Annotated in this window: 25 protein-coding genes; 10 read left to right on the forward strand and 15 right to left on the reverse strand. The window is 73.0% G+C overall.

Annotation, left to right across the window (positions count from 1 at the left end; translation table 11 throughout):
- Positions 1-893 precede the first annotated feature (893 nt).
- From ACSNN8_RS08035 to ACSNN8_RS08055, 5 genes are all read right to left on the reverse strand, one after another.
- A complete protein-coding gene (locus ACSNN8_RS08035; protein WP_436648005.1) occupies positions 894-1,673 on the reverse strand; it encodes a sirohydrochlorin chelatase in 780 nt (259 codons plus the stop codon).
- Positions 1,655-2,416: a phosphoadenylyl-sulfate reductase gene (locus ACSNN8_RS08040; RefSeq protein ID WP_436648006.1), complete on the reverse strand. Its 762-nt coding sequence runs from the start codon at positions 2,414-2,416 to the stop codon at positions 1,655-1,657. The genes ACSNN8_RS08035 and ACSNN8_RS08040 overlap by 19 nt, the downstream gene beginning before the upstream one ends.
- Positions 2,417-2,567: 151 nt before the next feature.
- A complete protein-coding gene (locus tag ACSNN8_RS08045; RefSeq protein WP_436648007.1) occupies positions 2,568-4,262 on the reverse strand; it encodes a nitrite/sulfite reductase in 1,695 nt (564 codons plus the stop codon).
- A 326-nt stretch (positions 4,263-4,588) separates the two neighbouring features.
- Positions 4,589-6,139, reverse strand: coding sequence for a sensor histidine kinase (locus tag ACSNN8_RS08050; protein WP_436648008.1), 1,551 nt, complete (start codon positions 6,137-6,139; stop codon positions 4,589-4,591).
- Positions 6,140-6,165: 26 nt separating this feature from the next.
- On the reverse strand, positions 6,166-7,203 hold the full coding sequence (locus ACSNN8_RS08055; protein ID WP_436649465.1) for an SIS domain-containing protein: 1,038 nt from the start codon (positions 7,201-7,203) through the stop codon (positions 6,166-6,168).
- 164 nt (positions 7,204-7,367) lie between these two features.
- Between ACSNN8_RS08055 and ACSNN8_RS08060 the strand changes: the two genes are divergently transcribed.
- Positions 7,368-8,885: a tetratricopeptide repeat protein gene (locus ACSNN8_RS08060; protein ID WP_436648009.1), complete on the forward strand. Its 1,518-nt coding sequence runs from the start codon at positions 7,368-7,370 to the stop codon at positions 8,883-8,885.
- A 4-nt stretch (positions 8,886-8,889) separates the two neighbouring features.
- Here the strand turns inward: ACSNN8_RS08060 and ACSNN8_RS08065 are convergent, their stop codons facing one another.
- On the reverse strand, positions 8,890-9,108 hold the full coding sequence (locus ACSNN8_RS08065) for a biotin/lipoyl-binding carrier protein (RefSeq protein WP_436648010.1): 219 nt from the start codon (positions 9,106-9,108) through the stop codon (positions 8,890-8,892).
- A gap of 110 nt (positions 9,109-9,218) precedes the next feature.
- On the opposite strand from ACSNN8_RS08065, the gene ACSNN8_RS08070 reads away from it, so the two are divergent.
- A complete protein-coding gene (locus tag ACSNN8_RS08070) occupies positions 9,219-9,293 on the forward strand; it encodes a 50S ribosomal protein bL37 (protein WP_369752275.1) in 75 nt (24 codons plus the stop codon).
- Between the two features lie 48 nt (positions 9,294-9,341).
- On the opposite strand, the gene rsrA is transcribed toward ACSNN8_RS08070, so the two are convergent.
- The 5 genes from rsrA to ACSNN8_RS08095 all read right to left on the reverse strand — a co-directional run bounded on the left by rsrA (position 9,342) and on the right by ACSNN8_RS08095 (position 13,115).
- The gene (rsrA, locus tag ACSNN8_RS08075; RefSeq protein WP_436648011.1) at positions 9,342-9,629 is read right to left on the reverse strand and encodes a mycothiol system anti-sigma-R factor; all 288 of its coding nucleotides are present in this window, start codon (positions 9,627-9,629) and stop codon (positions 9,342-9,344) included.
- Between the two features lie 3 nt (positions 9,630-9,632).
- Positions 9,633-10,433: a sigma-70 family RNA polymerase sigma factor gene (locus ACSNN8_RS08080; RefSeq protein ID WP_436649467.1), complete on the reverse strand. Its 801-nt coding sequence runs from the start codon at positions 10,431-10,433 to the stop codon at positions 9,633-9,635.
- A gap of 65 nt (positions 10,434-10,498) precedes the next feature.
- On the reverse strand, positions 10,499-11,101 hold the full coding sequence (locus tag ACSNN8_RS08085) for an alpha/beta hydrolase family protein (RefSeq protein ID WP_436648012.1): 603 nt from the start codon (positions 11,099-11,101) through the stop codon (positions 10,499-10,501).
- Positions 11,102-11,263: 162 nt separating this feature from the next.
- Positions 11,264-11,659 carry a WhiB family transcriptional regulator gene (locus tag ACSNN8_RS08090; RefSeq protein WP_436648013.1) on the reverse strand — a complete coding sequence of 132 codons (396 nt, stop codon included), beginning with the start codon at positions 11,657-11,659 and terminating at the stop codon, positions 11,264-11,266.
- A 763-nt stretch (positions 11,660-12,422) separates the two neighbouring features.
- Entirely contained in the window at positions 12,423-13,115 is a 693-nt protein-coding gene (locus ACSNN8_RS08095) for an SOS response-associated peptidase (protein ID WP_436648014.1), read from the reverse strand.
- Between the two features lie 36 nt (positions 13,116-13,151).
- On the opposite strand from ACSNN8_RS08095, the gene aroA reads away from it, so the two are divergent.
- The 6 genes from aroA (at position 13,152) to ACSNN8_RS08125 (ending at position 18,972) form a co-directional block, all read left to right on the forward strand.
- Positions 13,152-14,477 carry a 3-phosphoshikimate 1-carboxyvinyltransferase gene (aroA, locus tag ACSNN8_RS08100; RefSeq protein WP_436648015.1) on the forward strand — a complete coding sequence of 442 codons (1,326 nt, stop codon included), beginning with the start codon at positions 13,152-13,154 and terminating at the stop codon, positions 14,475-14,477.
- 3 nt (positions 14,478-14,480) lie between these two features.
- Entirely contained in the window at positions 14,481-15,623 is a 1,143-nt protein-coding gene (rsgA, locus tag ACSNN8_RS08105) for a ribosome small subunit-dependent GTPase A (RefSeq protein WP_436649469.1), read from the forward strand.
- Positions 15,624-15,682: 59 nt separating this feature from the next.
- Complete coding sequence (gene hisN / locus ACSNN8_RS08110) at positions 15,683-16,477, forward strand: histidinol-phosphatase (RefSeq protein WP_436648016.1); 795 nt, start codon at positions 15,683-15,685, stop codon at positions 16,475-16,477.
- 74 nt (positions 16,478-16,551) lie between these two features.
- Entirely contained in the window at positions 16,552-17,448 is an 897-nt protein-coding gene (locus tag ACSNN8_RS08115) for a hypothetical protein (RefSeq protein WP_436648017.1), read from the forward strand.
- 165 nt (positions 17,449-17,613) lie between these two features.
- Positions 17,614-18,402, forward strand: coding sequence for an ATP-binding protein (locus ACSNN8_RS08120; protein ID WP_436648018.1), 789 nt, complete (start codon positions 17,614-17,616; stop codon positions 18,400-18,402).
- A 12-nt stretch (positions 18,403-18,414) separates the two neighbouring features.
- Entirely contained in the window at positions 18,415-18,972 is a 558-nt protein-coding gene (locus tag ACSNN8_RS08125) for a DUF5709 domain-containing protein (RefSeq protein WP_436649471.1), read from the forward strand.
- 69 nt (positions 18,973-19,041) lie between these two features.
- On the opposite strand, the gene ACSNN8_RS08130 is transcribed toward ACSNN8_RS08125, so the two are convergent.
- Together ACSNN8_RS08130 and macS are read right to left on the reverse strand one after the other, a co-directional pair.
- Complete coding sequence (locus ACSNN8_RS08130) at positions 19,042-19,719, reverse strand: response regulator (RefSeq protein ID WP_436648019.1); 678 nt, start codon at positions 19,717-19,719, stop codon at positions 19,042-19,044.
- Between the two features lie 4 nt (positions 19,720-19,723).
- Positions 19,724-20,854 carry a MacS family sensor histidine kinase gene (gene macS / locus ACSNN8_RS08135; protein ID WP_436648020.1) on the reverse strand — a complete coding sequence of 377 codons (1,131 nt, stop codon included), beginning with the start codon at positions 20,852-20,854 and terminating at the stop codon, positions 19,724-19,726.
- On the opposite strand from macS, the gene ACSNN8_RS08140 reads away from it, so the two are divergent.
- Both ACSNN8_RS08140 and ACSNN8_RS08145 read left to right on the forward strand, forming a co-directional pair.
- Positions 20,853-21,338 carry an ATP-binding protein gene (locus ACSNN8_RS08140; protein WP_436648021.1) on the forward strand — a complete coding sequence of 162 codons (486 nt, stop codon included), beginning with the start codon at positions 20,853-20,855 and terminating at the stop codon, positions 21,336-21,338. The two genes, macS and ACSNN8_RS08140, sit on opposite strands and share 2 nt — an antisense overlap.
- A 76-nt stretch (positions 21,339-21,414) precedes the next feature.
- On the forward strand, positions 21,415-22,380 hold the full coding sequence (locus ACSNN8_RS08145) for a carbohydrate-binding protein (protein WP_436648022.1): 966 nt from the start codon (positions 21,415-21,417) through the stop codon (positions 22,378-22,380).
- 1 nt (position 22,381) lies between these two features.
- Here the strand turns inward: ACSNN8_RS08145 and ACSNN8_RS08150 are convergent, their stop codons facing one another.
- The gene (locus tag ACSNN8_RS08150; RefSeq protein ID WP_436648023.1) at positions 22,382-23,623 is read right to left on the reverse strand and encodes a chitosanase; all 1,242 of its coding nucleotides are present in this window, start codon (positions 23,621-23,623) and stop codon (positions 22,382-22,384) included.
- Positions 23,624-23,676: 53 nt separating this feature from the next.
- Positions 23,677-23,931 carry a hypothetical protein gene (locus ACSNN8_RS08155; protein ID WP_436648024.1) on the reverse strand — a complete coding sequence of 85 codons (255 nt, stop codon included), beginning with the start codon at positions 23,929-23,931 and terminating at the stop codon, positions 23,677-23,679.
- Positions 23,932-23,997 lie beyond the last annotated feature (66 nt).

The following is a 23,997-nucleotide window of genomic DNA, read 5'->3' on the forward strand; positions in this document are numbered from 1 at the left end:
GCAACACCGGAGCTCCCCGAGGGGTGGCAGGGTGTTGGAGGGTGATGCTGATGGCTGGTTGCCGGGCACGGCTGAGGCCCGCGCAGCGGCAGGCATATGCGGATCTCGTGGCGCGGGGCGTAGGCACGAGTGAGGCATCCCGGAGGGTCGGGGTCGACCGTAGGACCGGCTATGACCGGCGGCATCCAGCGTGGCGCCAGGCGCGCGACGCCCGGCAGGAAGCCAAGAAGCGGGCCGTGGTCGCGGCCCGGCGGGCGCCCGTCTGCGCGCGTTATTTTTCGCAGGACGAGCGGCAGCCCGGCGCAGATCGCGGCCGAGCTGGGCCGGCCGCCGTGCACGATCAGCCGGGAAGTGCGCCGTAACGCGCATCCGGTCACCGGCAACTACCGGCCCTGTGCCACGCAGGATGTGCCCGAGAGCGCAAGCCTCGGCCGAAAACGCGCACACTCGCCGCTCACCCTGACCGCGGCAGTGCGGGCCATGCTGAGGAGCCAGTACAGCCCGCAGCAGATCAGCCGCCGGCTGCACCGCGATCACCCCGAGCAGAGCAGGTGGCACGCGTCGCACGAAACGATCTACCAAGCCATTTACGTGCAAGGCCGCGGCAGCCTGCGCCGCGAACCCGCAGCCGCGCTACGCACCGGCCGAGGCGGTACGCCGGCCACGCCTCACACCCAAAGGCACCGACCTGGCCCAGCACTGCCCCGAGCACGTGGCAGCCATCGCAGCCGAGCTCAACGGCCGGCGGCGTATGACCCTCGACTGGGACACCCCGGCCGAACTCCTCGGCACCGACCGTGTTTGCAACGACCCCTGAAACCGCCCCGAGCGGGGGCGCTCCGGCGATTCGCAAAAGCTGGGCGTCATAGGCGGCAGGCGGCCGCAGGAGAGGCTCAGGCGGCCGCAGGCAGAGCCCGCTCCCCAGCGGCGACAACCCGCGCCCCCACGAGGCGCACCAGCTCCGGCGCATCCCCCAGCGGCTCCGCCGCCCCGACGCCCCCCGCCTCGAGCGCCGACCGCACCGCCAGGTCGTACAGGAACCCCGGCGCAAGGAAGTAGGCAGCCATCCCGACCCGCCGAGCCCCCGACGCCCGCAAAATCCCCACAGCATCGCCCGGGTCCGGCGCCGCCCCCGACGCATAGGCCGGCACGCAAGGAACGCCCAGCCGAGCGCTGAGGGCGTCCGCAGCCCACCCGATGGTCGCCCGCGCCCGCCCGTCCCGCGTGCCGGCCGCGGCGAGCACCACGCCGTCAAGCTCGTGGCCGGCCGCCGACGAGCCGAGGCGCCGGGCCAGACCGTCGATCAGGGCGGCGGGCACCGCGCGCGACGGGGACGCAGGCGACGGCCCCAGCACTTCGGCAAGTGTCACGTCGATGGGCAGGCCGGCCGCCTCGGCCACGACCGCGGGCACGTCGACGCGTCCGTGGTACGCCTCGGTGAGCAGCAGCGGCACCACGACGGCGCGACGGTTGGGCAGGGCGGCCAGCACGTCGAGCGGCCGCGGGCCGGCGTGGTCGAGGTACGAGGCGTGCACGTCCCAGGAGGGGTGGGCACGGCGCACGGCGCGGGCCAGCGCGGACGTCGCGGCGGCGGCGCGCGGGTCCCGGCTGCCGTGGGCGACGAGCACCACGGCGAGCCGGTCGGCGGCGGGGATCAGACGTGCAGACCGCATTCGGTCTTCTCGAACATGGCCCAGCGGCCCGCGCGCGGGTCCTCGCCGGCCTTGGTGCGGCGGGTGCACGGCCAGCAGCCGATCGAGCCGTACCCCTTCTTGAAGAGCTCGTTCACCGGCACGTTCCACCGGCTGATGTAGCGGTCCACGTCGGTCTGGGTCCACGCCGCGATGGGGTTGACCTTGACCTTGCCCTTCTTGGCGTCGAACGCGACCACCGGCGTGTTGGCGCGGGTCGGCGACTCGTCGCGGCGCAGGCCGGTCGCCCAGGAGTCGTAGTCGGACAGGGCCCGCTCGAGCGGCTCGACCTTGCGCAGGAAGCAGCACTCGTCGGGGTTGCGGGCGAACAGCCGGGGGCCGTACTCGCCGTCCTGCTGGCCGACCGTCATGCGCGGGCGGATCGAGCGGACGTTGACGTTCATCGTGGCGGCCACGGTGTCGCGCACCTTGAGCGTCTCGGGGAAGTGCAGGCCGGTGTCGAGGAAGACCACGTCGACGCCGGGCGACACCCGCGAGAACACGTGCGCGACCACGGCGTCGGCCATCGAGCTGGTGACGCAGAACCGGTCGCCGAACGTGTCGGTCGCCCACTTGGCGATGACCTCGGCGGGCGCACCCTCGAGCTCGCGACCGGCCTCGAGTGCCAGCGCCTCGAGCTCGTCGCGGGTACGGCGGGTGGGGTCCTGAACGACCGGCGCACCCAGGTTGACGAGGTTGAGAGAGGTGGCAGCCACGACTGTCATCGGTTCACTCCCTTGGAAAGCAGCCCGTTGAACTTGACCGTGAAAACCCGCGCGCAGGAGTGGCACTCCCACGCGCCGTGCGATGCCTCGTTGGGAAACAGGTCCTCTTCGCCGCAGTACGGGCAGTAGAGGGGCGTCGACCTCGCGTCGCTCATTTCAGGAGCCCCTCGTCGGCGCGCATCACCCAGTCGGCGAACGCCTCGTCGCGCGAGGTGCGGCCGTCCAGGTAGTGGCGGGCGAGGCGTTCCACGTACGCCGGAAGCTCCTCGGCCGTCGCCTTGAGCCCGCGGACCTTGCGGCCGAAGCCGGACGTCTGCCCCTGCGCCATGCCGAGCCCGCCGCCCAGGTGCACCTGGAAGCCCTCGACCTGCTCGCCGTGCGCGTTCATCACCAGCTGGCCCTTGAGGCCGATGTCGGCGACCTGGGTGCGGGCGCAGGCGTTGGGGCAGCCGTTGATGTGGATCGAGATGTCGGCGTCGAAGTCGGCGAGGCGCTCCTCGAGGCGGGCCACCAGCTCCTCGCCGCGGGCCTTGGTCTCGACGATCGCGAGCTTGCAGAACTCGATGCCGGTGCAGGCCATCGTGCCGCGCCGCCACGACGAGGGCCGGGCCTCCAGGCCGATGCCGCGCATCGCGGCGATCAGCGACTCCACCTTGTCGTCGGCAACGTCAAGAACGAGGAGCTTCTGGTACGCCGTGAGCCGCACGCGGTCCGAGCCGTGCGCCTCGACCAGGCCGGCCAGCTTCGACAGCTGCGTGCCCGACGTGCGCCCCACCACGGGCGCCGCGCCGACGTAGTTGCGGCCGTCGACCTGCTTGTGCACACCGATGTGGTCGATCGGCTTGGCCGGCAGCTCCGGCGCCGGACCGTCGCTGAGCGCGCGGCCCAGGTACTCCTTCTCGAGCACCTCGCGGAACTTCGCCACGCCCCAGTCGGCGAGCAGGAACTTCAGCCGGGCGCGATTGCGCAGCCGCCGGTAGCCGTAGTCGCGGAAGATGCCGACCACGCCCTCCCACACGTCCGGGATGTCCTCGAGCGGCACCCAGACGCCGAGGCGCTCGGCCAGGCGCGGGTTGGTCGACAGGCCGCCGCCGACCCACAGGTCGAAGCCGGGGCCGTGCTGCGGGTGGTGCACGCCGACGAACGAGACGTCGTTGGTCTCGTAGGGACCGTCGGCCAGCCAGGAGATCTGCGTCTTGAACTTGCGCGGCAGGTTGGAGTACCGCGGGTCGCCGATGTAGCGCTTGGTGATCTCGTCGATCGCGGGCGTCCCGTCGATCACCTCGTCGACGGACACCCCGGCCACGGGCGAGCCCAGCACCACGCGGGGGCAGTCGCCGCAGGCCTCGGTGGTCTGCAGGCCGACCGACTCGAGCCGGCGCCAGATCTCCGGCATGTCCTCGATGCGGATCCAGTGCAGCTGGATGTTCTGCCGGTCGGTGATGTCGGCGGTGTCGCGGCCGAACTCGCGGGAGATGTCCGCGATCACGCGCAGCTGGGCGACGTCGAGCGCGCCGCCGTCGATGCGGACGCGGAGCATGAAGTACTCGTCCTCGAGCTCGTGCGGCTCGAGCACGGCGGTGCGGCCGCCGTCGATCCCGGCCTTGCGCTGGGTGTAGAGCCCCCACCAGCGGAACCGGCCGCGCAGGTCCTGCGGGTCGATCGAGGCGAAGCCGGTGTGCGCGTAGATGTTCTCGATCCGCGCGCGGACGTTGAGCGGGTTGTCGTCCTTCTTGATCCGCTCGTTGGGATTCAGCGGCTCGCGGTGTCCGAGCGCCCACTGACCCTCGCCGCGCGCCTTGCGGGGGCGAGCGGTCGGCGTGGCTGGGGTGCTGCTGGGCGCCATGTCGGCGGTCCTCCGGGTTTCGTGGGCGCGACTGGACGCTCACGGCCCTGGAGGCTCGCGACATCAGTGTCAGGAGTGGCCGGCGCGTCTTGCGCGCCCGAAAAATGATTCGGACGGCGTCAGGAAGCCGGACACATCGCGCTGCGGACACGGCCGTAGTCGACGTGGCGACGTGCCACGAAGCGGCGGTCTACTGCAGCGGTCATGTCGGCAAGCTTCTCACGGTCGGCCATTCTCGGCCAGTGCGGTCCAGATTTCGGGAGTGTGTCACGGCCCACCGCGGCCGTCACACTTGAAACACAGGTGAACGAGCGGGTCGGGCCGGGTCAGCGCTTGCCCAGCGGGACGACCAGCACGGCCTCGGTGCCGCCGCCGGCCCGGTTGCGCAGCTCGATGCTGCCGCGCAGCTCGCCCGTGGCCAGCGCCTTCACGATCTGCAGGCCGAGCCGCTGGGTGTCGTCGGCTCGGAAGTCCGGCGGCAGCCCCTGCCCGTTGTCGGCGACCGTGACGTGGAGCTGCTTGCGGAAGCGGTGCGCCGACACCACGACCTCGCCCGGCTCGTCCCCGGCCGGCGCGGGGGTGGCGTCGTCGTCGTCCGCGGCCGGGAAGCCGTGCTCCACCGCGTTGATCAGCAGCTCGTTGAGCACCATCACCAGCGAGGTGGCGATCTCGGCGGGCAGCACCCCGAACGTGCCCTCGCGGCGCATCTTGACCGGCACGCTGGTCGAGGCGACCTCGGTGGCCGCGGTGGCGACCCGGTCGACGATGCCGTCGAACTCGACCGCCTCGTCGCTCGACATCGACAGCGTCTCGTGCACCAGCGCGATCGAGGCGACCCGGCGCACCGACTCCTGCAGCGCGTGCCGGGCCTCGGGCGCGTCGACCCGGCGGGCCTGCAGGCGCAGCAGCGCGGCCACGGTCTGGAGGTTGTTCTTGACCCGGTGGTGGATCTCGCGGATCGTCGCGTCCTTGGTCATCAGCGCGCGGTCGCGGCGGCGCACCTCGGTCACGTCGCGCACCAGCACCAGCGCGCCGATCGGCACCCCGGCGGGCAGCAGCGGCAACGCCCGGATCAGCACGGTGGCGCCGCGGGCCTCCATCTCCTGCCGGGGCGGGGACTCGCCGCGCAGCGCCGCCAGGATGCGCTCGGCGGCGTCGTTGCCCTCCAGCGGGTCGGCGGCGAGCCGGCTGGTCAGCGCGGACAGCTCCTCGCCGACCAGGTGGGCGTTGAAACCGAGCCGCCGGTACGCCGACTGGGCGTTGGGGCTGGCGTACGTGACCTTGCCGCCCGCGTCGAGCCGGATGAGCCCGTCGCCCACGCGCGGCGCCGACGTCGTCTCGCCCGGGTGCCGCGGCGGCGGGAAGGTGCCGTCCGCGACCATCTGGGCCAGGTCGTCGGCGGTGGTCAGATAGTTGAGCTCGAGCTGGCTCGGGGTGCGCGCGGTGGAGAGGTTCGTGTCGCGGCCGATCACCGCGATCACCTCGCTGAACCCCTCCTCGTGGTCGTCGGGGTCGCGCAGCCGTACGGGAATCGCCTCGTGCCGCGCGGGGGTGTCGCCGTACCAGACCGGGTCGCCCTCGCGCCAGATGCGCTCCTGGCCGAACGCGATGTCGAGGTGCGCCACCTCGGGACCGCCGACGATCTTGCCGACCTGGTCGTCCTGGTAGGCCGTGGGCGCCGTCGTGGGCCGCACCTGCGCGACGCAGAGGTAGTCGCGCGGCTGCCCGGCCTCGCCCTTCACCGGCACCCACATGAGCAGGTCGGCGAAGGAGAGGTCGGACAGCAGCTGCCAGTCACCGGCGAGGCGGTGCAGGTGGTCGATGTCGGCCGGGCCCAGGCCGGTGTGCTCCTCGGCCAGATCACGCAACGTAGACACGGGCCAAGCCTGCCACGCCCATGTTTCTAGAGCGTCGTGGTGACCTTCTTCAGCCCTCGGGGCGCGTCGGGGTCCTCGCCGCGGGCCAGCGCGAGCGCGAGCGCGAGCTTCTGCAGCGGCAGGATGTCGAGCAGCGCGCTGTACCGCTCGTCGGCCACCGCCGGCACCGCGAGGCGCCCGGCTGCCCCCGGCACGTCGCTCGCCCCGATCGTGACCACGTCGGCGCGGCGCTCGCCCAGCCGGGTGACCACGTCGCGCATCGAGCGGCCGCCCGGCCCGTCGCCGACCACGGCCAGCACCGGCACGTCCGGGTCGGTCATCGCCAGCGGCCCGTGCAGCAGGTCGGCGCCCGAGAAGGCGAGCGCCGGCAGGTACGACGTCTCCATGAGCTTGAGCGCGGCCTCGCGGGCGGTCGGGTACGCGTACCCCCGTCCGGTCGTCACCAGGCGCGACGCGAACCGGTAGCGCTGCGCGAGGTCGTCGGCCGTACCGTCGGCCAGCGCGTCCTCGGCGAGCTGGGGCAGCTTGTCGAGCGCGGCGCGCTCCTGGTCGGGCAGCACCCCGTCGCCGGCCCGGATGCCCTCGATCAGCAGCAGCAGGGCGAGCAGTTCGGCGGTGTACGTCTTGGTGGCCGCGACCGCCCGCTCGTGACCGGCGGCCACGTCGATGGACAGCTCGGCGGCGCGGGCCAGCGGCGAGTCCGGGTTGTTGGTGACCGCGAGGGTGAGCCCGCCGGTCTCGCGGGCGGCCTGCAGCACGCCGGTGAGGTCGGGCGAGCCGCCGCTCTGGCTGACGCCGATCACCAGCGTGCCGGCGAAGTCGGGCCGGGCGCCGTAGAGCGTGATCGCGCTCGGCGAGGCGCTCGCCACCGGCAGCCCCAGCCGGATCTCGGTGAGGTACGCCCCGTAGAGCGCGGCGTGGTCCGAGGTGCCGCGGCCGACGAACACGACGTTGCGGGGCCGGCGGCGGGCCACTTCGGCGGCCACGGCGGCGATCGCTCCGGCGTGCTCGCCGTCGAGCAGCCGCGCGAATCCGCCCGGTTGTTCCGCGATGTCCGCGGCCATCCCCTGGCCTCGTGCTGTCACGTGTTCCTCCCCTGATGAGCACCTGAGCGCGCGTTTCGTGCGCAGTCTTGCAAGAAACAGCTTATACAGTCAACGTTTCGAGCAGTAATGCGCAGCGTCTCACCTACTGACATAGCGGGCTCTTTCCCCTACTGTTCTGCATCGTGGATGTACGCCGCGCCGCCGACCGCGCGCTTGAACAGGCGAGATCGGCCCTGGCGACCGACGACGCCGCCAAGGCCGCCGATCATCTGGCCGGCGCGCTCGCCCACGCCCCCACCCTGCCCGAGGTGCACGAGGTGCTCGGTCGCCTCGCGGCCCGGCCCGGCGGCGGGCTCGACCTGTTCCGCGCGGGCCCGCACGCGTCCCCCGGCCGGCTCGCCGCGCGCGCCCACCTGCTCGCCGCGGCGGGCCGCCCCGAGGACGGGTTGCCGCTGCTCGTCGCCGCGAGCGGGCACGCGCCGGCGGCCGACTGGGCGGGCGTCCCGTGGGTCGCCGAGCCGGCCCTGGGCGTACGGATCGATCCGGGTCTGCTGGCTCAGGTGCTCATGCGGCTGTGCACGCGGGTGAGCGAACCGGCGCCGTCCACGCTCCGGCCCTACCTGGCCGTCGTGCGTCACGCGCTCGCGGCGTACCCGGAGCACGCCATGCTGCTCGGCGCGGGCTCCGCGCTGGCGCGCCGCATCGGCGAGCACGAGCTGGCGATCGACTGGGCGGCCCGCGGCGCCCGGGTGCGCCCGTCCAAGCTCGGCGAGATCTGGCTGGGGTACGCGTTCCGCAGCGCAGGCCGCCTGCCCGAGGCGCTGGCGGCCCTGCGCCGGGCGGTCGCGCACGACCCCGACGACCTTTCCGTGTACGCCGACATCGCGGGCACGCTTGCCGACAACGACCGCCTCGACGACGCGCTCGCCTGGATCGACCGCGCCCTGCAACGCGATCCCGACTACGACTGCGCGGTGCACACCGCCCACCGGCTGCGCCACCGCGCCGACGGCGACCTGATGCACCTCGTACGGCTGGCCGACTGGATCCGCGACCACCCCGACGAGTCGCACGAGCACACCGACCTGGCCGACTGCTGCCGGGACACGCCCTGGCTCAGCGGCGCCCCCGCGTCCGCGCCGCTGCCCCGCGGCAGCGCTCCGGCACCCGCCGAGCCGTCCGCCGAGGCCGTACGGCGGCTGCGTCAGGTGGCCGCGCTCTCGTGGGCCCACCCGCCGGCGGCGTACGACGCGGCCGTACCGCTGATCATGGTGACGCCCGCGGACCTGACCGCGCTGCTCGCGCACCCGCCGGCCGACGTGGCCGTTCCGGAGATCTGGGCCTGCCTGGGCCTGCTGCACCACCGCCCCGAGGAGCCGTGGCTCGACTCGGAACGCCGCAGGCTGCTGCGCGAGCTGGCCGAGGGCGGGCTCGACCGGGTCACCGAGGCCGCGCTGTTCGCGATGATCGTGGCCGCCTGGATCGACCCCGCGGCGCGCGCCGAGGTGGCCGAGGCGGTCACCGCTCGGCTCACCGAGGTGGCGTCGCGGCCCGGGGCGCGCTCGTTCGCGGAGCTGGCGCTCGCCACGCCGTGCCTCGACCAGTCGACGCGGCAGCTCGCCACGGCGATGACCCGGGTGCCGGCGGTCCCGCGCCAGCGCGGCCGCAGCCGGCTGCTGCTGCGCTGGCGGCGTTCCTGACCCTCTAGTCCTGGATGATGGCGATCAGGTCGCCCTCCTGGACGACGTCGCCCTCGTTCACCGCGAGCTGGGCGACCGTGCCGTCGGTCTCGGCGACGACCGGGATCTCCATCTTCATCGACTCGAGGATCACCAGGGTGTCCCCCTCGGCGACCGTGTCGCCGGTGGAGGCCACGACCTTCCACACGTTGGCCACCATCTCGGCGCGGATCTCGTCGGCCATCGAGGAACCCTCCTTGGTTTCTCACCCTTCGGTACGGGTCATCAAACCACGAATTTCCTCGCCGACTACGATCGGCGCGGGAAACACCGCACCGAACAGGGAGTCACTCCATGGCGAAGAAGGCCCGCAAGAAGAAGGCTCGCAAGAAGAGCAGCGCGAACCACGGCAAGCGGCCCAACAGCTGAAAAACGAGAAAGGCCCCGCATCCACAGCGGGGCCTTTCTCGTTGCGCCTTATGGCAGGTACTCCCTGGTCTCGACCTGCACCTCGAGCTGGTCGAGCTTGACGCGCAGCCGCTCGCGCAGCTCGCGCGGCGCCTTCTCGTCGCCGCAGCAGCGCGACACCAGCGCTTTCACCTCGTGCTCGATGCCGTACTCCCGCAGGCACCCGTCGCAGTCGTCGAGGTGTTTCTGGATCAGCGTGCGCCGGTCCTCGCTGCACTCCAGGTCGAGGTAGAGGTAGACCTCGCTCAGGACGATGCCGCAATCGGTGTCGTGGTCCTCACCGTTCAGCCCGCTCATCGTTCACGCCTCCTGCGGTTCCGAAGCGGTCCGGGTGATGCCCCGGTCGACGGCGTACTGCTCCAGCGTCTTGCGCAGGTTGCGCCGTCCGCGGTGCAGACGCGACATGACGGTGCCGATCGGCGTGCCCATGATGTCGGCGATCTCCTTGTACGAGAAACCCTCGACATCGGCGAGGTAGACGGCCAGGCGGAAGTCCTCGGGCAGGGCCTGCAGGGCTTCCTTGATGTCGCTGTCGGGCAGCCGGTCGAGCGCCTCGGTCTCGGCGGAGCGCAGGCCCGCCGACGTGTGCGACTCGGACGAGGCGAGCTGCCAGTCGGTGATCTCCTCGGTGGGAGCCTGCACCGGCTGGCGCTGCTTGCGCCGATACGAGTTGATGTAGGTGTTCGTGAGGATGCGGTACAGCCACGCCTTGAGGTTCGTGCCCTCCTCGAACTGGTGGAACGCGGAGAACGCCTTCAGATACGTCTCCTGCACCAGGTCCTCGGCGTCAGCCGGATTGCGCGTCATCCGCAGCCCAGCGGCGTACAGCTGGTCCACGAAAGGCAACGCGTCGCGCTCGAAGCGCGCTCTGCGCTCCTCGGACCGTTCTGTCTGGGCCACCCTGTGCTCTCCCCTCGACCGCCCCGCCGAGGATACGGGTAGTGCCCCTTCAACGGCTTCGAAAACCGCCGGTGTGCTGACACTCACCGATGGCGTGGCGGGCGGCCGCTCGGCTGCCGGCCAGTCGGGGGCACTCAAGAGGTGCCGCACCCGATCGACCTCCCGGCCGTCGCGCTCGAGGCACTCCGTTCCGGTTCGCACCTGTCCAACCCCTTCCGACGTTCGGTCCCGGGGCGTACAACCACGAACGCGCAACTTGCATTCCTTCAGCGGGCCCATCCGTGCGCCCGCAGCCAGCCGACCGCCAGATCGGCCGTGGTCCGCACGTCCTTGCGCAGGTCGTGGGTGGCCCTCGGCCGGACGACCACCTCGACGTCCGCCGTCGGCTCGGGCACCCCGAACGCGTCCCGGTCCCCGTTGAGCACCAGCGTCGGCAGCCCCACGGGCAGCTCGTCCGCCCGGCTCTTCTCCGGCTTGCCCGGCGGGTGCAATGGGAACGCCAGCGCAAGCACCCCCACGGCCCCCACCGCGGCCGCCGTCCGGCACGCGACCCGGGCGCCGCTCGACCTTCCCCCGACGATCAACGGCAGTTTCCGTACGGCCACCTGCCCGATCACCGCCGTCCAGGCCTCGTCGAGCTGCGCCGCGGGCGCCGGGGCACGCCTGCCCGCCACCCGGTAGGGCTGCGTCACCAGAGCCACCCGCACGCCGGCCGCCACCGCCGCGTCGTGCACCGCCTTGAGGTCGGGCGCATCCACTCCGCCGCCTGCGCCGTGGCCCAGGACCAGCAGGCTCAAGGGCTTGCCCGAAGGCTCGGTGACCCGGAGGCCGGCCGGCCCTCGCGGCGTCTCGATGGGGGTGTCACTCACCGGCCTATGTAATCAGCCCCGGCGCGGGGCCGTTACCGCCGCGCGAACACTCCACCCCGCGCGGCCTCTTCACCGTCGGCGGGTCCGAACATGATTGACGGGCGCGCAGATCAGCCGGCACGCGACTGCGCGCGTGCCGGCTGCGGGTCTGCGGCTGTCAGATCAGCGGCTCACCGGGGTGAGGCTGAGCAGGCGGCGGCCTTCCTCGTCGGTGTCGTCGTCGACCGACTCCCCGCCGGGCCTCACGCGTTCGCGCCAGGCCACCAGCATCGCCCGGCGTTCGCGCGGAGTCGTCCCGCCCCAGACGCCGTGGCAGTCGCCGACCTGTAGCGCCCAGGCCAGGCACGGCCCTTGGACCGTGCACGTCCCGCAGAGCGACACCGCACCTTCGGACGGTTCGTTCGGCGCCGGAAAGAACGTCTCCGGATCGACCGTGCGGCACGCGCCGCGGGTCCGCCAAGCCTCGTCGCTGCTGCGCTCGCGAATGGCATCGAGCAACCGCGGATCACGTCGCGCGATGGCTACCTCATGTGGACGCGGCATACGAGCCCGTGTCATCAGCCCACCTCCCCCGTGGGACCGGTACTGCATGTGGCAACCCGTCCGCACCGTGCGAACCAGCACCACTCCGGCGCAGTTTTGTATCGCAGGGTAGAAGATCAGAACAAGGGTCTTGTCTATCTTGAAACAAAGTTGGCAATATAAAATCGTGACATTGCCTCACAAAGATCACCGTTGATCTTGGTCTCTGCTCAAGTTGCGTCGATGCTCGCCCACCCGCCTGTTCGCATGGCGAGACACCAGGCCGAATGCCGCCACACTGCCCATAAAGGACCGCACCGGGTAGGCACCGCATCGCGGCCGGATGCCGTTCGCCCGCCGCACTCACCGACCGCCTCCGCGGCGCAAGGAACGCTCATCGGCGGCAGGACCCCGCCGGCATCGCGCACGCCTTGTGGACAGCAACCCGCCGCCCTGTGGACGATGCCCGCAACGGCCCCAGCCCCTGTGAACAGCTCAGCTCGAACTCGGCCCAAACGGCGTAAAGTCGGGCCCGCCCCCTGGTCGGGCGGGGTAGGCAGAGTGGGCAGCGACCCAGAGGCGACGGGCGATAGCGGCGGCATAGGCGGGAGTGAGGGCGACGCCCTGTGGATGATGCCCGCAACGACCCCAGCCCCTGTGGACAGCTCAGCTCAAAGTCAGCCCAAACGGCGTAAAGTCGGGCCCGCCCCCTGGTCGGGCGGGGTAGGCAGAGTGGGCGGCGTCCTAGAGGCGACGGGCGATGACGGCGGCGTGGGTAGGAGCGAGGGCGGCGCCGGGGTCAGAAGAGCGTGGTGGCCTCGGCCGCGACGGGAGGCGGGGGCTCCAGCAGCTGCGGGCCGTTGTTGCGGACGTTGCCGACATCGGGCCGTACGGGCCGCACCGCGATCGCCTCGAGCTCAGCCCCGCTCAGCGGCGCGAGCAACTCCCCCGGATCGCCCCCACCGGCGAGCCAGGCGGGCCACCGGTCCCTCGGCAGGATCAGCGGCATGCGGTCATGCACCCGGGACAGGCCGCCCAGCGCGGCGGTCGTCAGGATGCTGCAGGTGAGCAGCGCGTCGGGCCCCCAGGTCGTCCACAGGCCGGCGAAGGCCAGCGGGGAACCGTCGGCGGGGGTCATGTAGTAGGGGCGGCGCTGCTTGCCGTCGCGGATCCACTCGAACCAGCCGTCGGCGGGGATCAGGCAGCGGCGGCGGGCGAAGGAGGGGGCGAACGCCGGGGAGGTGGCGACCGTCTCGGAGCGGGCGTTGATCATGCGGGCGCCGGCTCGGAGGTCCTTGGCCCACGGGGGTACGAGGCCCCAGCGGGCGGTGTCGAGGACGCGGGCCTCGTGGGTGGTGGACATGCGCACGACGGGGACCGGGTCGGTGGGTGCGACGTTCCAGCTGGGCGCCGGCTGCTCGGCGACGCTCACGGCCTCGAACAGGTCGGTGAGGTCCGCCTCGGTCCTGGTGGTCGCGTATCGCCCGCACATGTCCTCCGAACGGTACACCCGTCCCAGGCCCCGGGAATGCCCGCCGGAATTGTCAGCCACCCCCGGCACAATGACCCCGTGACAGCAGAACCCCGCCCCTGGCTCGCCCCGTCCGCGTCCGGCCCGGTCAGCTCGACCGTGCGGTTGCCGGGCTCCAAGTCGATGACGGCGCGCGCCCTGGTGTTGTCCGCGCTCGCCGTGGGTCCGTCGGTGATCGAGCGGCCGCTGCGGGCCCGCGACACCGAGCTCATGGCGGCGGGGCTGCGGGCGCTGGGGACCACGCTGGACACGAGCGCCGGCGAGCGGTGGGTGGTGGAGCCGGGGCCGTTGCGCGGGCCCGCGCGGGTCGACGTGGGGCTCGCGGGCACGATCATGCGGTTCCTGCCGCCGGTCGCGGGGCTGGCCGAGGGCACGGTGGAGTTCGACGGCGACCCGCACGCGCGCAACCGGCCGCTGCGCCCGATCGTCGAGGCGCTGCGCTCGCTGGGCGTGTCGATCGACGCCTCGGCCGCGGGCGGGCTGCCGCTGACCGTGCACGGGGCGGGCCTGGTCTCCGGCGGCGAGGCCGTGATCGACGCGTCCGCGTCCAGCCAGTTCGTGTCGGGGCTGCTGCTGTCGGCTCCCCGCTTCGCCAAGGGGCTGGTGCTGCGTCACGAGGGGCCGCCGGTGCCGTCCGCTCCCCACCTGCGCATGACGACCCACATGCTGCGGGCGGCGGGCGCATCCGTCGACGAGTCGGTGCCCGACGTGTGGGCCGTCGAGGCGGGCGAGCTGGCGGGGCGCACGTGGGTGATCGAGCCCGACCTCTCCGGCGCGGCGCCGTTCTTCGCCGCTGCCATGGTCACGGGGGGCGCCGTCACGCTGGGCGGCTGGCCGGCCGAGAGCTGGCAGCCGGTGGGCCGGCTGACCGAGCTGCTCACCGGCCTGGGCGCCGAGGTCACCCAGTCGGGTGACGGGCTGACCGTGCGCGGCACCGGCTCGCTGCACGGCATCACCGCCGACCTGTCCGAGGTCAGCGAGCTCACCCCGGTGCTGGCCGCGCTGGCGGCGCTGGCCGACGGGCCGTCCGAGCTGCGCGGGGTGGCGCACATCCGCGGCCACGAGACCGACCGCATCACGGCGCTCGCCACCGAGCTGGGCAAGGCGGGGGCCGAGGTCACCGAGTTCCCCGACGGGCTGCGCATCGAGCCGCGGCCGTTGCACGGGGCGGAGTTCGAGACCTACGCGGATCACCGGATGGCTCACGCCGCGGCGGTTATCGGACTCGCCGTTCGGGGCATATCCCTCACCGACGTAGCGTGTACGTCGAAGACGTTGCCCGAGTTCCCCGAACTCTGGGCGGGACTCGTGGCGAGGAGTTAGACCCTGCCGGCTCGCAAGCGGGAGTACGACGAGGACGACGTCCGGATTCGACCGGGCCGGTCGTCGCGCCCGCGTACCCGGACGCGGCCCAAGCACGACGACGCCGTCGACGCTCTGGTCATCACCGTGGACCGTGGCCGATACGGCTGCGTGCGCGAGGACGCCCCGCCCGACACCCCGGTCATCACCGCGATGCGGGCCCGCGAGCTGGGCCGCAAGTCGGTCGTGGTGGGCGACCGGGTGGCGCTGGTCGGCGACGTGTCGGGCGAGGCGGGCGCGCTGGCGCGCATCGTGCGGATCGGCGAGCGCACGTCGGTGCTGCGCCGCACGGCGGACGACGACGACACCACCCCCGAGGGCCGGCTCGAGCGGGTCGTGGTCGCCAACGCCGACCAGCTCGTGATCGTGAGCGCGCTGGCCGACCCGCCGCCGCGTACGGGGTTCATCGACCGCTGCCTGGTCGCGGCCTACGACGCCGACATCGAGCCGCTGCTGTGCCTCACCAAGGCCGACCTGGCCGGGCCCGCGGCGGTGCTCGACTACTACGCCGAGCTCGACCTGCCGTACGTGCTGGTCCGCCCCGACAGCGACCTGAGCGAGCTGCGCGAGCGGCTCGCCGGGAACATCTCCGTCCTCGTGGGGCACTCCGGCGTGGGCAAGTCCACGCTGGTCAACCGGCTGGTGCCGGACGCGTTGCGGGCGGTCGGCGCGGTGAGCGCGGTGGGCAAGGGCCGGCACACGTCGACCAGCGCCGTCGCGCTGCGGCTGCCGCAGATCGGCCGCAAGGACCCGGGCTGGATCATCGACACGCCCGGCATCCGGAGCTTCGGGCTGGCCCACGTGAGCGCCGAGAGCCTGCTGCACGGGTTCCCCGACCTCGTCGAGGGCACGCTGGAGGACCAGCCCAACTGCGGGCACACGGCCGCCGACGTGGGGTGCAGCCTGGACGCGTGGGTGGCCGAGGGCAAGGCGGACCCGCGACGGCTGGAGTCGTACCGGCGGCTGCTGGCGTCGCGCGCCGGCGAGACCGACCCGCGCGAGGCCGACCGGCGGGAGTCCGACGCACGCCAAGGAGGCCCGGGCGAAGGAGACCCGCACGAGGCCGACCCGCGCGAGGGCGCACCGGACGACGAACTGCCGGCCTGATCGTCGGACGGCCGGCCGTGGCCCCGCGGTGGGCCGGGGTCATCCGCTAGCGTGCGGGCATGGCTGGTTACGCCGACGACCTCTCGCTCGCCCATCTGCTCGCCGACACGGCCGACTCGATCTCGATGAGCCGGTTCCGCGCGCTCGATCTGCGGGTCGAGTCGAAGCCGGACCTCACGCCGGTGTCCGACGCCGACACGGCGGTCGAGCAGGCCATCCGGTCGACGCTGGCCCGGGCGCGGCCGCGCGACGGGGTGCTGGGCGAGGAGTTCGGGCTGACCCACGCGGCGGCGGGGCCGGGCAGCCGGCGCTGGGTGATCGACCCGATCGACGGCACCAAGAACTTCGTCCGCGGGGTGCCCATCTGGGGGACGCTGATCGCGTTGCTCGAGGGTGACACGCCGGTGGCGGGGCTGGTGAGCGCGCCCGCTCTCGGGCGGCGGTGGTGGGCGGCGCGCGGGCACGGGGCGTACGCGGGAAAGCACCAGCGCGCGGCGAGCCGGATCGCGGTCTCGAGCGTGCGACGGCTGGGCGACGCGAGCGTCTGTTATGCGAGCCTCGACGGCTGGCAGCAGATCGGGCGCCTGCAGGGCCTCGTGGACCTGAGCCTGGCGGCGTGGCGCAGCCGGGCGTACGGCGACTTCTACGGCTACATGCTGCTGGCCGAGGGCGCGCTGGACGTGATGGTGGAGCCCGAGTTGTCGTTGTGGGACGTGGCGGCGCTGATCCCGATCGTGCAGGAGGCGGGCGGCACGATCACCGACCTGGCGGGGCGGCCCCCGGCCGACAAGTCGTCGGTGATCGCGACCAACGGGCCCCTGCACGAGACGGTGCTGACCGCGCTGAGCCGGTAGGCGGAGGCGAACAGCGCAGCAACAGTGTCCCCGAAGCGCTGATGCCGGGCCGGGGCTCGTCTATCGTGCGTCACGTGGTGTCCTCGGGCTGGTGCTTCCTCGCCGCGATGATCGTGGCGTACGGGGTCGCGAACCTGCTGCAGTCGGCGGCTGCGGCCCGCACGACCGTGCACCACACGTTCGACCCGGGCCTGCTCGTGCGGCTCGCGGGCCAGCGGACGTACCTGCTGGGCCTCGGCTGCCAGGTGCTCGGGTTCGTGCTCGCCTTCCTCGCCCGGGAGGACCTGCCGCTGTTTCTGGTGCAGGCGAGCGTGGCGGCCGGCCTCGGCGTGACCGCGGTGCTGGGCGTGGTGCTGCTCAAGTGGTCGCTGCCGGCGGCCGAGGTGGTGCTGCTGGCGATGCTGATGGCCGGCATCGCGGCGCTGGTCCACGCGGCGCAGCCGGCCCACGCGCGTCCGCTGGGCGCGGCGGCGATCGCGGGCCTCACGCTGGCGCTGCTGGTGATCGGCGGGCTCGGCTTCTTCGCCGTACGCCTGCAGGGCGCTCTCGGTTCCGTCGTGCTCGGCTCGCTGGCCGGCGTGGGGTTCAGCGCCGCCGCGATCGCCGCACGCCCGCTGGCCACCGAGCACTCGGCCGCGGGGTTCTTCGCCAACCCGCTGCTCTACCTGCTCGTCGTCCACTCGCTGGTGGGCCAGTTGCTGCTGGGGCTCGCGATGCAGCGCGGCTCGACAACGGCGGCGGTCGCGGCGATGGACGCGGCCGGGGCGGTCCCCGCGGCGGTCGTGGGCCTGCTGCTGCTCGGCGACCGCATCCAGCCGGGCAAGGAGTGGCTGGCGGCGCTCGGGTTCGTGGTCACGCTGGCCGCCGTGATCGGCCTGACCCGGTACGCCGAGCCGCAGCACCACCACGCCCCGGCGCCCACGCGGCGGCCCGATCCGGCGCCGCTGCACACCGCCCCGACGGGTCGCTGACTCACATTTCGTCGCCGTCCCGGCATGAGTCATCCGGTCACGGGTAAAGACCGACCATGCCTCTCCGGCAGTTATGTCCCGATTGGTTCCCCGTTGGCGGCGGGCGGCCGGTTCCCTGATCGCCGAAATGCGAGAAGGGGACGCGTTATGCACAATGGAGCGATCATGGCGAGCGAGGTGCGGCACCTGGTGGACCGCGGCGCCGAGTATCCGACGGTCCGGCTGACCGGGGTGCTCGACGCCGAGTCGGCCGGTGGGGTGCGTACGGCGCTGCTCGACGTGCTCGCCGAGCAGCCCGAGGCCCTTCTGGTGGAGGTCGGCGGCCTGACGCTGTCGGCGCCCGAGGGAGCCGCGGTGCTGCGTGCGGTGCGCGAGGAGACCGCCGACTGGCCCGGCGCCCACCTCGCCCTCTGCGACGCCCGCGGCGCGGCCGCGTGGCCCGGGGTCGGCTGGCCGGTCTGGCCGAGCCCGCGCGACGCGATCGCCGAGCTGGGCGAGCCCGACCCGGACCACCGCCTGAGCCTCGAGCTGGACGCCGTGCTGGGCGCCGCCCGCCGCGCGCGGGAGCTGATCACCGAGGCGTGCGCGCGGTGGTCCTGCCCCGAGCTGGCCGGCCCGGCGTGCATCGTGGTCACCGAGCTGGTCAACAACGTCGTCGTCCACGCCCGTACGCCCATGGTGGTGCTGCTGGCGGCTCACGGCGACGGCCTCAGCGTGGCGGTGCGCGACCACTCGTCGCACGTGCCGACGTTCACCGGCGGGCCGGTGCCGCCCACGGCGTACGGCGGCCGCGGCATGCTGCTGATCGACTCGGTGGCCGACCGCTGGGGCAACCTGCGCCTGGGCGACGGCAAGGTCGTCTGGGCGCTGATGTCCGCCGGGGGCGACCCGGACGGCCGGCACCAGCGGGCCGGACAGAAAGCAACAAGCATGGCGGACCCCGCTCGCGGGTAGATTGCGGGCATGGTGCGAGACAACGACTACCCCGCCGAGGTGTCCGACCCGGAGGCCTCCGGTCTGCCCGACACCGCGGACGACGATTCGACCGCGTACGACCAGGTCGACAGCCCGCGCTGGGCCGACGGCCCGGACCCGGCGGCGCTCGCGGGCGTCGGCCCGGGCGGCTCCAACCGCTTCGGCGACACCGCCGAGGAGCAGCGCGAGGGCGAGTCCCTGGACTACCGGCTCAGCCAGGAGGAGCCCGACTTCGGCGCTCAGGACGCGGCCCCCGCGCGCCGCGACCCGTACGACGAGACGGTCGACAGCTCCGAGCAGCGCAACTTCGACGCGGACGTGTGGGGCGAGAGCCCGACCTCCGACCCCGACTCGCAGATCTCGCTCTACGACGACGGCCAGCTCGACGACGCCAGCCCGCAGCCGGTGGGCCGCCTGGTCGAGCCCGACGAGGGCTACGGCTACGACACCGAGGCCGACAGCGTGGCGTACGACGCGGGCGCGGCCGGCGGCGGCGCGAGCGCCGAGGAGCTCGCCATCCACGAGACCAACCCGCCCCGCTACGAGTAAGCAGGGATCAGTCGAGCCCCTGCTCGCGAATCTCGCCCGTCGGTGTCGAGGGCGTCCTCGGCACCGACCTCAGGGGGCGGGATCCTCGCCGAGCGGAGCGAGGCCATTCTGCAGGGCGTATCTAGTGAGCTCCACGCGGTTGTGCAGCTGGAGCTTGCCGAGCGTGTTCTGCACGTGGTTCTGCACCGTGCGATGGCTCAGCACGAGCCGTTCGGCGATCTGGCGGTACGACAGACCCTTCGCCACCAGGCGCAGCACCTCGGTCTCCCGCTCGGTGAGCTTCGGCGCCGCCGTGGGCGGCCCGGCCGGCCCGGCGACCGCGAGCCGGCGGAACTCGCCCAGCACCAGCCCGGCGAGCCCGGGCGTGAAGACGGTGTCACCGGCGGCCGTCCGGCTGACCGCGTCGAGGAACTCGGTGAGGCCGGCCGACTTGAGCAGGTAGCCCGTCGCGCCGGCCTTCATCGCGTCGAGCACGTCCTGCTGCTCGCCGCTGGCCGAGAGCATGAGGATCCGTACGCCCGGGATCTCGCTCTGCAGGCCGTGGATCACCTCGACGCCGGAGACGTCCGGCAGCTGCAGGTCCAGGATCACGACGTCGGGCCGGGCCGCCGCGGCGATCCGCACGGCCTGCCGTCCCTCGCCGGTCGTCGCGACCACGTCGTAGCCCGCGCTCGTCAGGTCCCGGCTGACGCCCTCGCGCCACATCGGGTGGTCGTCGACCACCATCACCCGCACGGCAGCGCTCATGCGATCACGATATCGGGGCGCGCGGCACGGTCATCTCCACCTCGGTGCCCTCGTCGGGCGCCGACACGATCTGCACGCCCCCGCCCAGGTCGGCGATGCGCCCGCGGATCGACTGGGCGACGCCGAGCCGGCCCTGCGCCGCGGCCTGGGCCAGCCGGTCGGGCGCGATGCCGCAGCCGTCGTCGCGCACGGTCACGACCACCTCGTCCGGCTGGTCCTCGACGAACAGGTAGACCTTGGTGCCGGGCGCGCAGTGCTTGGCCACGTTGTCCAGGGCGGCGGCCACGGCGGCGCCCAGTTCCCGGGCCGTACGGGCGGGCAGGGTCACGGCGCCGGCCGGGCCCGAGACCGTGACGTCCGGTGAGGCGTACGGGTGGAGCAGCGCCATCAGGTCGAGGTCGTCGCCTCCCGGGTCGCTCGCCTGCCGCCCCGCCACGAGGCTGCGCAGCGCCGCCTCCTGCTCGCCCGCCAGCCGCGCCAGCTCGCCCGCCTCGCCGTCGAGGCCCGCGCCGCGCCGCTTCACCAGCGCCAGCACCTGCAGCACCGAGTCGTGGATGTCGCGGGCCAGCCGTTCGCGCTCGCGGGTGGCCGCCTCGAGCTCGATCGCCCGCTCGAGGCGCTCCTGAGCCACCTCGGCGACCCGGACGAGGTAGCCGACCGCGATCGCCGCCAGCAGCATCAGCACCGTGCCGGTCGTCGCGGCCTGGTCGAAGTGGGCGCGCACGATCAGGTCGGTGGCGCCCATGGTCAGCGCGGCCGCGATGCCCGCGCGCCGGCCGCCGGCCACCGCCCAGCTGATCACCGGCGCGACGTGCCAGGCGACGGCGAGGGTCGGCGCGCCGGCCTCGAGCGCGCCGCGGCCCACGATCCCGATGCTCGCGGTCAGCGCGGCGATGGCGACGAGCTGGTCGGCCACGAGCAGCGGCGCGTGGCGGCGGGCGGGGTCGGCGTACGCGTACGTCGTGAACACCGTCCAGGCCGCCATCGCCGCGAGCACGGGCCAGGCGAGCACCGGATGGGCGTAGTCGCCGACGTTGCGCACCACGAGGACGGCGGCGTACGTCAGCGCGGCGATGCGATAGACCGCGATCGCCCGCCACAGCGGCGCCTGCAACCCGCTCCGTGCGTCCGGCATGGCCCGACCCTGCCACATCGCGCCGTACGGGAGAGGGGCCGTCCTGCGGGATGATCAGCCATGTCCTACCGTCGGAGGCATCGGCACCGAGGTTCTGCTCTCCGAAACCTTCGACCGCGGCGCGATCACCACGCTGCGGCACGCCGTCGCGTCCTGCGCCAGGTCGGCCGGGTTGACCGGCGGGCGGCTCGACGACTTCGTGGTGGCGGTCAACGAGCTGCTCACCAACGCGGTGCGGCACGGGGGCGGGGCCGGCCGGGTCGCCCTGTGGACCGCGGACGACGAGGTGGTCTGCGAGGTGAGCGACTCGGGCGTCGGGCTGCCCGCGCACCGCGCGGGCCGTCCCACACGTCCGGCGCGCAATCAGCCGGGCGGCTGGGGTCTGTGGCTCGCCGAGGAGCTGACCGACACGTTCCGCGTCACCACCGGCACCAACGGCACGACCGTCCGCGTCTCCAGTCGATCTTCCTTAAGCGAGCCTTAAATCGGCCCCGCCGAGCTTGCGAGATCCACTCACTTTTGAAGAATCCTTCCTGCTGATACCTATCAGGGGGCAAAGGGTGAGCGACGCACGGCATCGGTCCGGCACGTCGAGATGGGCGATCAGGCCGCGGGCGCTGGGGGCGCTGGCGGTGGCGAGCGCCGGGCTGGTGGGCGCCATCGTGGTCACCGGACAGGGTGACGTGGCGGCCGCCTCGGAGCACCGGCCCGTCTTCGACGACGACTTCGCGGGCGCGCGCGGCGCGGGCCTCGACCCGGCCAAGTGGCTGCTCGACGGCGACGCGCGGCACGGGCAGCTCGACGGCGATGGCCACCTGGTGGTGGACCGGCTGGCGATCACCCGGAAGGCGTTCGCGGAGCCGTACGGGCACGCCGAGGCGCGGATCAAGGTGCGGCGCGTGAGCGGGCCGTGGCGGGCGTTCGGAGCTGTCGACAAGTACGGCCGGGTCCTGCGCGGCACCGTCGACACGCTCGACCGGCGGGCCGACCGCACGTCGAGCCGCGACTTCCACACGTACGCCATCGACTGGACGCCGCAGGCGGTGGTGTGGTCGGTCGACGGGCGGGCCACGCTCAAGCTGACCCCCGACGAGCCCGGGCTGCCGATCGCGCTGGTGCTCAACCTGGCCACCGACGGGCGGCGGCCGGGCCGCATGGAGGTCGACTTCGTCAAGGTCACGGCGGGTACGAAGCCCATGCCGGCGCCGACGCAGCCCTCCGCCACCCCGACCTCGGCGACGCCCACCTCGGCGACCCCGACGTCAGCGGCCCCCACCTCGGCGGCCCCGACGACGACCCCGCCTCCGAAGCCGACCAGCCCTCCCGCGACCGCCAAGCCGACCACCCCGCCGGCGACCGCGAAACCGACCACGAAGCCCGCCGCGAAGCCGTGGAAGGCGTACACCGACTACAAGGCGGGCGACCTGGTCACGTACAAGGGCGTCACCTACCGGGTCAAGGAGGCGCACACCGCGCTGCCCGGCTGGGAGCCGTCGAACCTGCCCAACCTCTTCGTGAAGGTGTAGCTCAGTCGGTGATGCGGTACGGGTCGCCGTACACGTGCCAGTTGAGCGGGGCGGTCAGGTCGAGGTTGCTGCGCCGCAGGAACAGCCGCTGGGCGGTCTCGACCCGCGACACGTCGCTGTGCGCCTCCTCGGTCCGCATCTCGGCCACACGCGCGTCGAGGAACGCGTTGAGGTAGGCGAGCTCGTCACCGCCCTGCGCCGGGGTCCTGGCCTTCTGCATCGCGGCGGCCCGGATGGCCCGCATGCCGGAGACGCCGTGCATCACGGCCGCGTCGAAGTAGACGAACTGCCCCAGCGCGCGCAGCCGGTCGGACCGGGCGAACCGCAGCGCCGGGTTGAAGTAGTACGTGTCCCGGGCGTCCTCCTGCACCTTCTGGAAGGCCGGGTCCTGGGCCGCGGTGCGCCACGCCGAGACGAAGCCCGGGTCGAGCCCGGCATGCGAGTCGGAGCCGTTCACCGTGCGCAGCGCGGGCAGGAACCTCGCCAGCACGTTGCCGGGCTTGCGCCGCGTGTACTCGGCGACCACCGCCAGCATGTCCGACGTGCCCGAGCAGAACCCGACGATCCCGGCCGTGTAGCCGCGGCCGTCACCGATGTCCTCGATGTAGGCGAACGAGCGGCGCCACGCGAGGGTGGAGTTCTCGGCGCTGGAGATCAGTTCGAGCGCGCGCTCCTTCTTGCGCCTGTCCTCCAGGCCCGACACCAGCGAGCCGGTCGGCGGCGCGGCGGCCGGCAGCACCTTGGCGGCCGGGCCGTACGCGCGGACGTCGGTGAGGGCGTAGCCACCCGTGGTGCGGGCCCGCTGCGTGGCCAGCACGCGCAGGAAGCGTCCGGTGCCACCGAGCCGCTTGAGCTCGTCGGCGCCGCCGTTGCCGTTGCGGGTCGCGTACAGGTCGGTCCAGTTCGAGCCGTCGGCCGAGGCCTGCACCCGGTACGTCCTGGCGTACGTGCTCGCCCAGGTCAGCCGCACCCGCTCGATGCGCTGCACCGAGCCGAGGTCGATGCGCAGCCACTGCGTGCCCGGCCCGGCCACGCTGACCCAGCGGGTGACCGTGCTCGCGTCGTTGGCCCGGGCCGCCGCGGCGCCGTCGGTCACCGAGGACGCGACGGCCGGGCGGCCCCGGGAGATCAGCACGTTGTTGTCGGCCCCGGCGGCCACCGAGATGGCCAGCGGCACGCACAGCGTCACCGCCACTCCGCCGCTCAACGCGACCGTCCGGACCCTGTCGGCGCGGAAATGCATTCCTCAACGCTAGGCCGCGCCGCGCCCCGATCCCCCGGGGTTCGCGAAATCCCTTACTTCCGCTTCCGGTTCCGGCGCATCAACACGATGACCAGCACGATCGCCGCCACCACGAACAGGCAGCACAGGCCGCCGAAGATCCCGAAGAAGCCGAACCCGCCGCGACGCCGGCGCGACCTCGCCGCCTCGATCGCCAGGTCGGCCACGCCGTTGCTCGCGGCCCACGCGTGCACGGGCACCACCAGCGTCAGCGTCGCCCCGGTCACCGCCGCGGCGAGCCGCGACCACCACTTCACCACTGCAGACATGTGCCCCATCCTGACCGATTCCCGCAACAGTGTCTCCCCGGACTACCCGGCATCGGGCAGGGTAAT

This window comes from Actinoplanes sp. URMC 104, from assembly GCF_051386375.1.
In the GTDB taxonomy this organism is placed as follows: domain Bacteria; phylum Actinomycetota; class Actinomycetes; order Mycobacteriales; family Micromonosporaceae; genus Actinoplanes.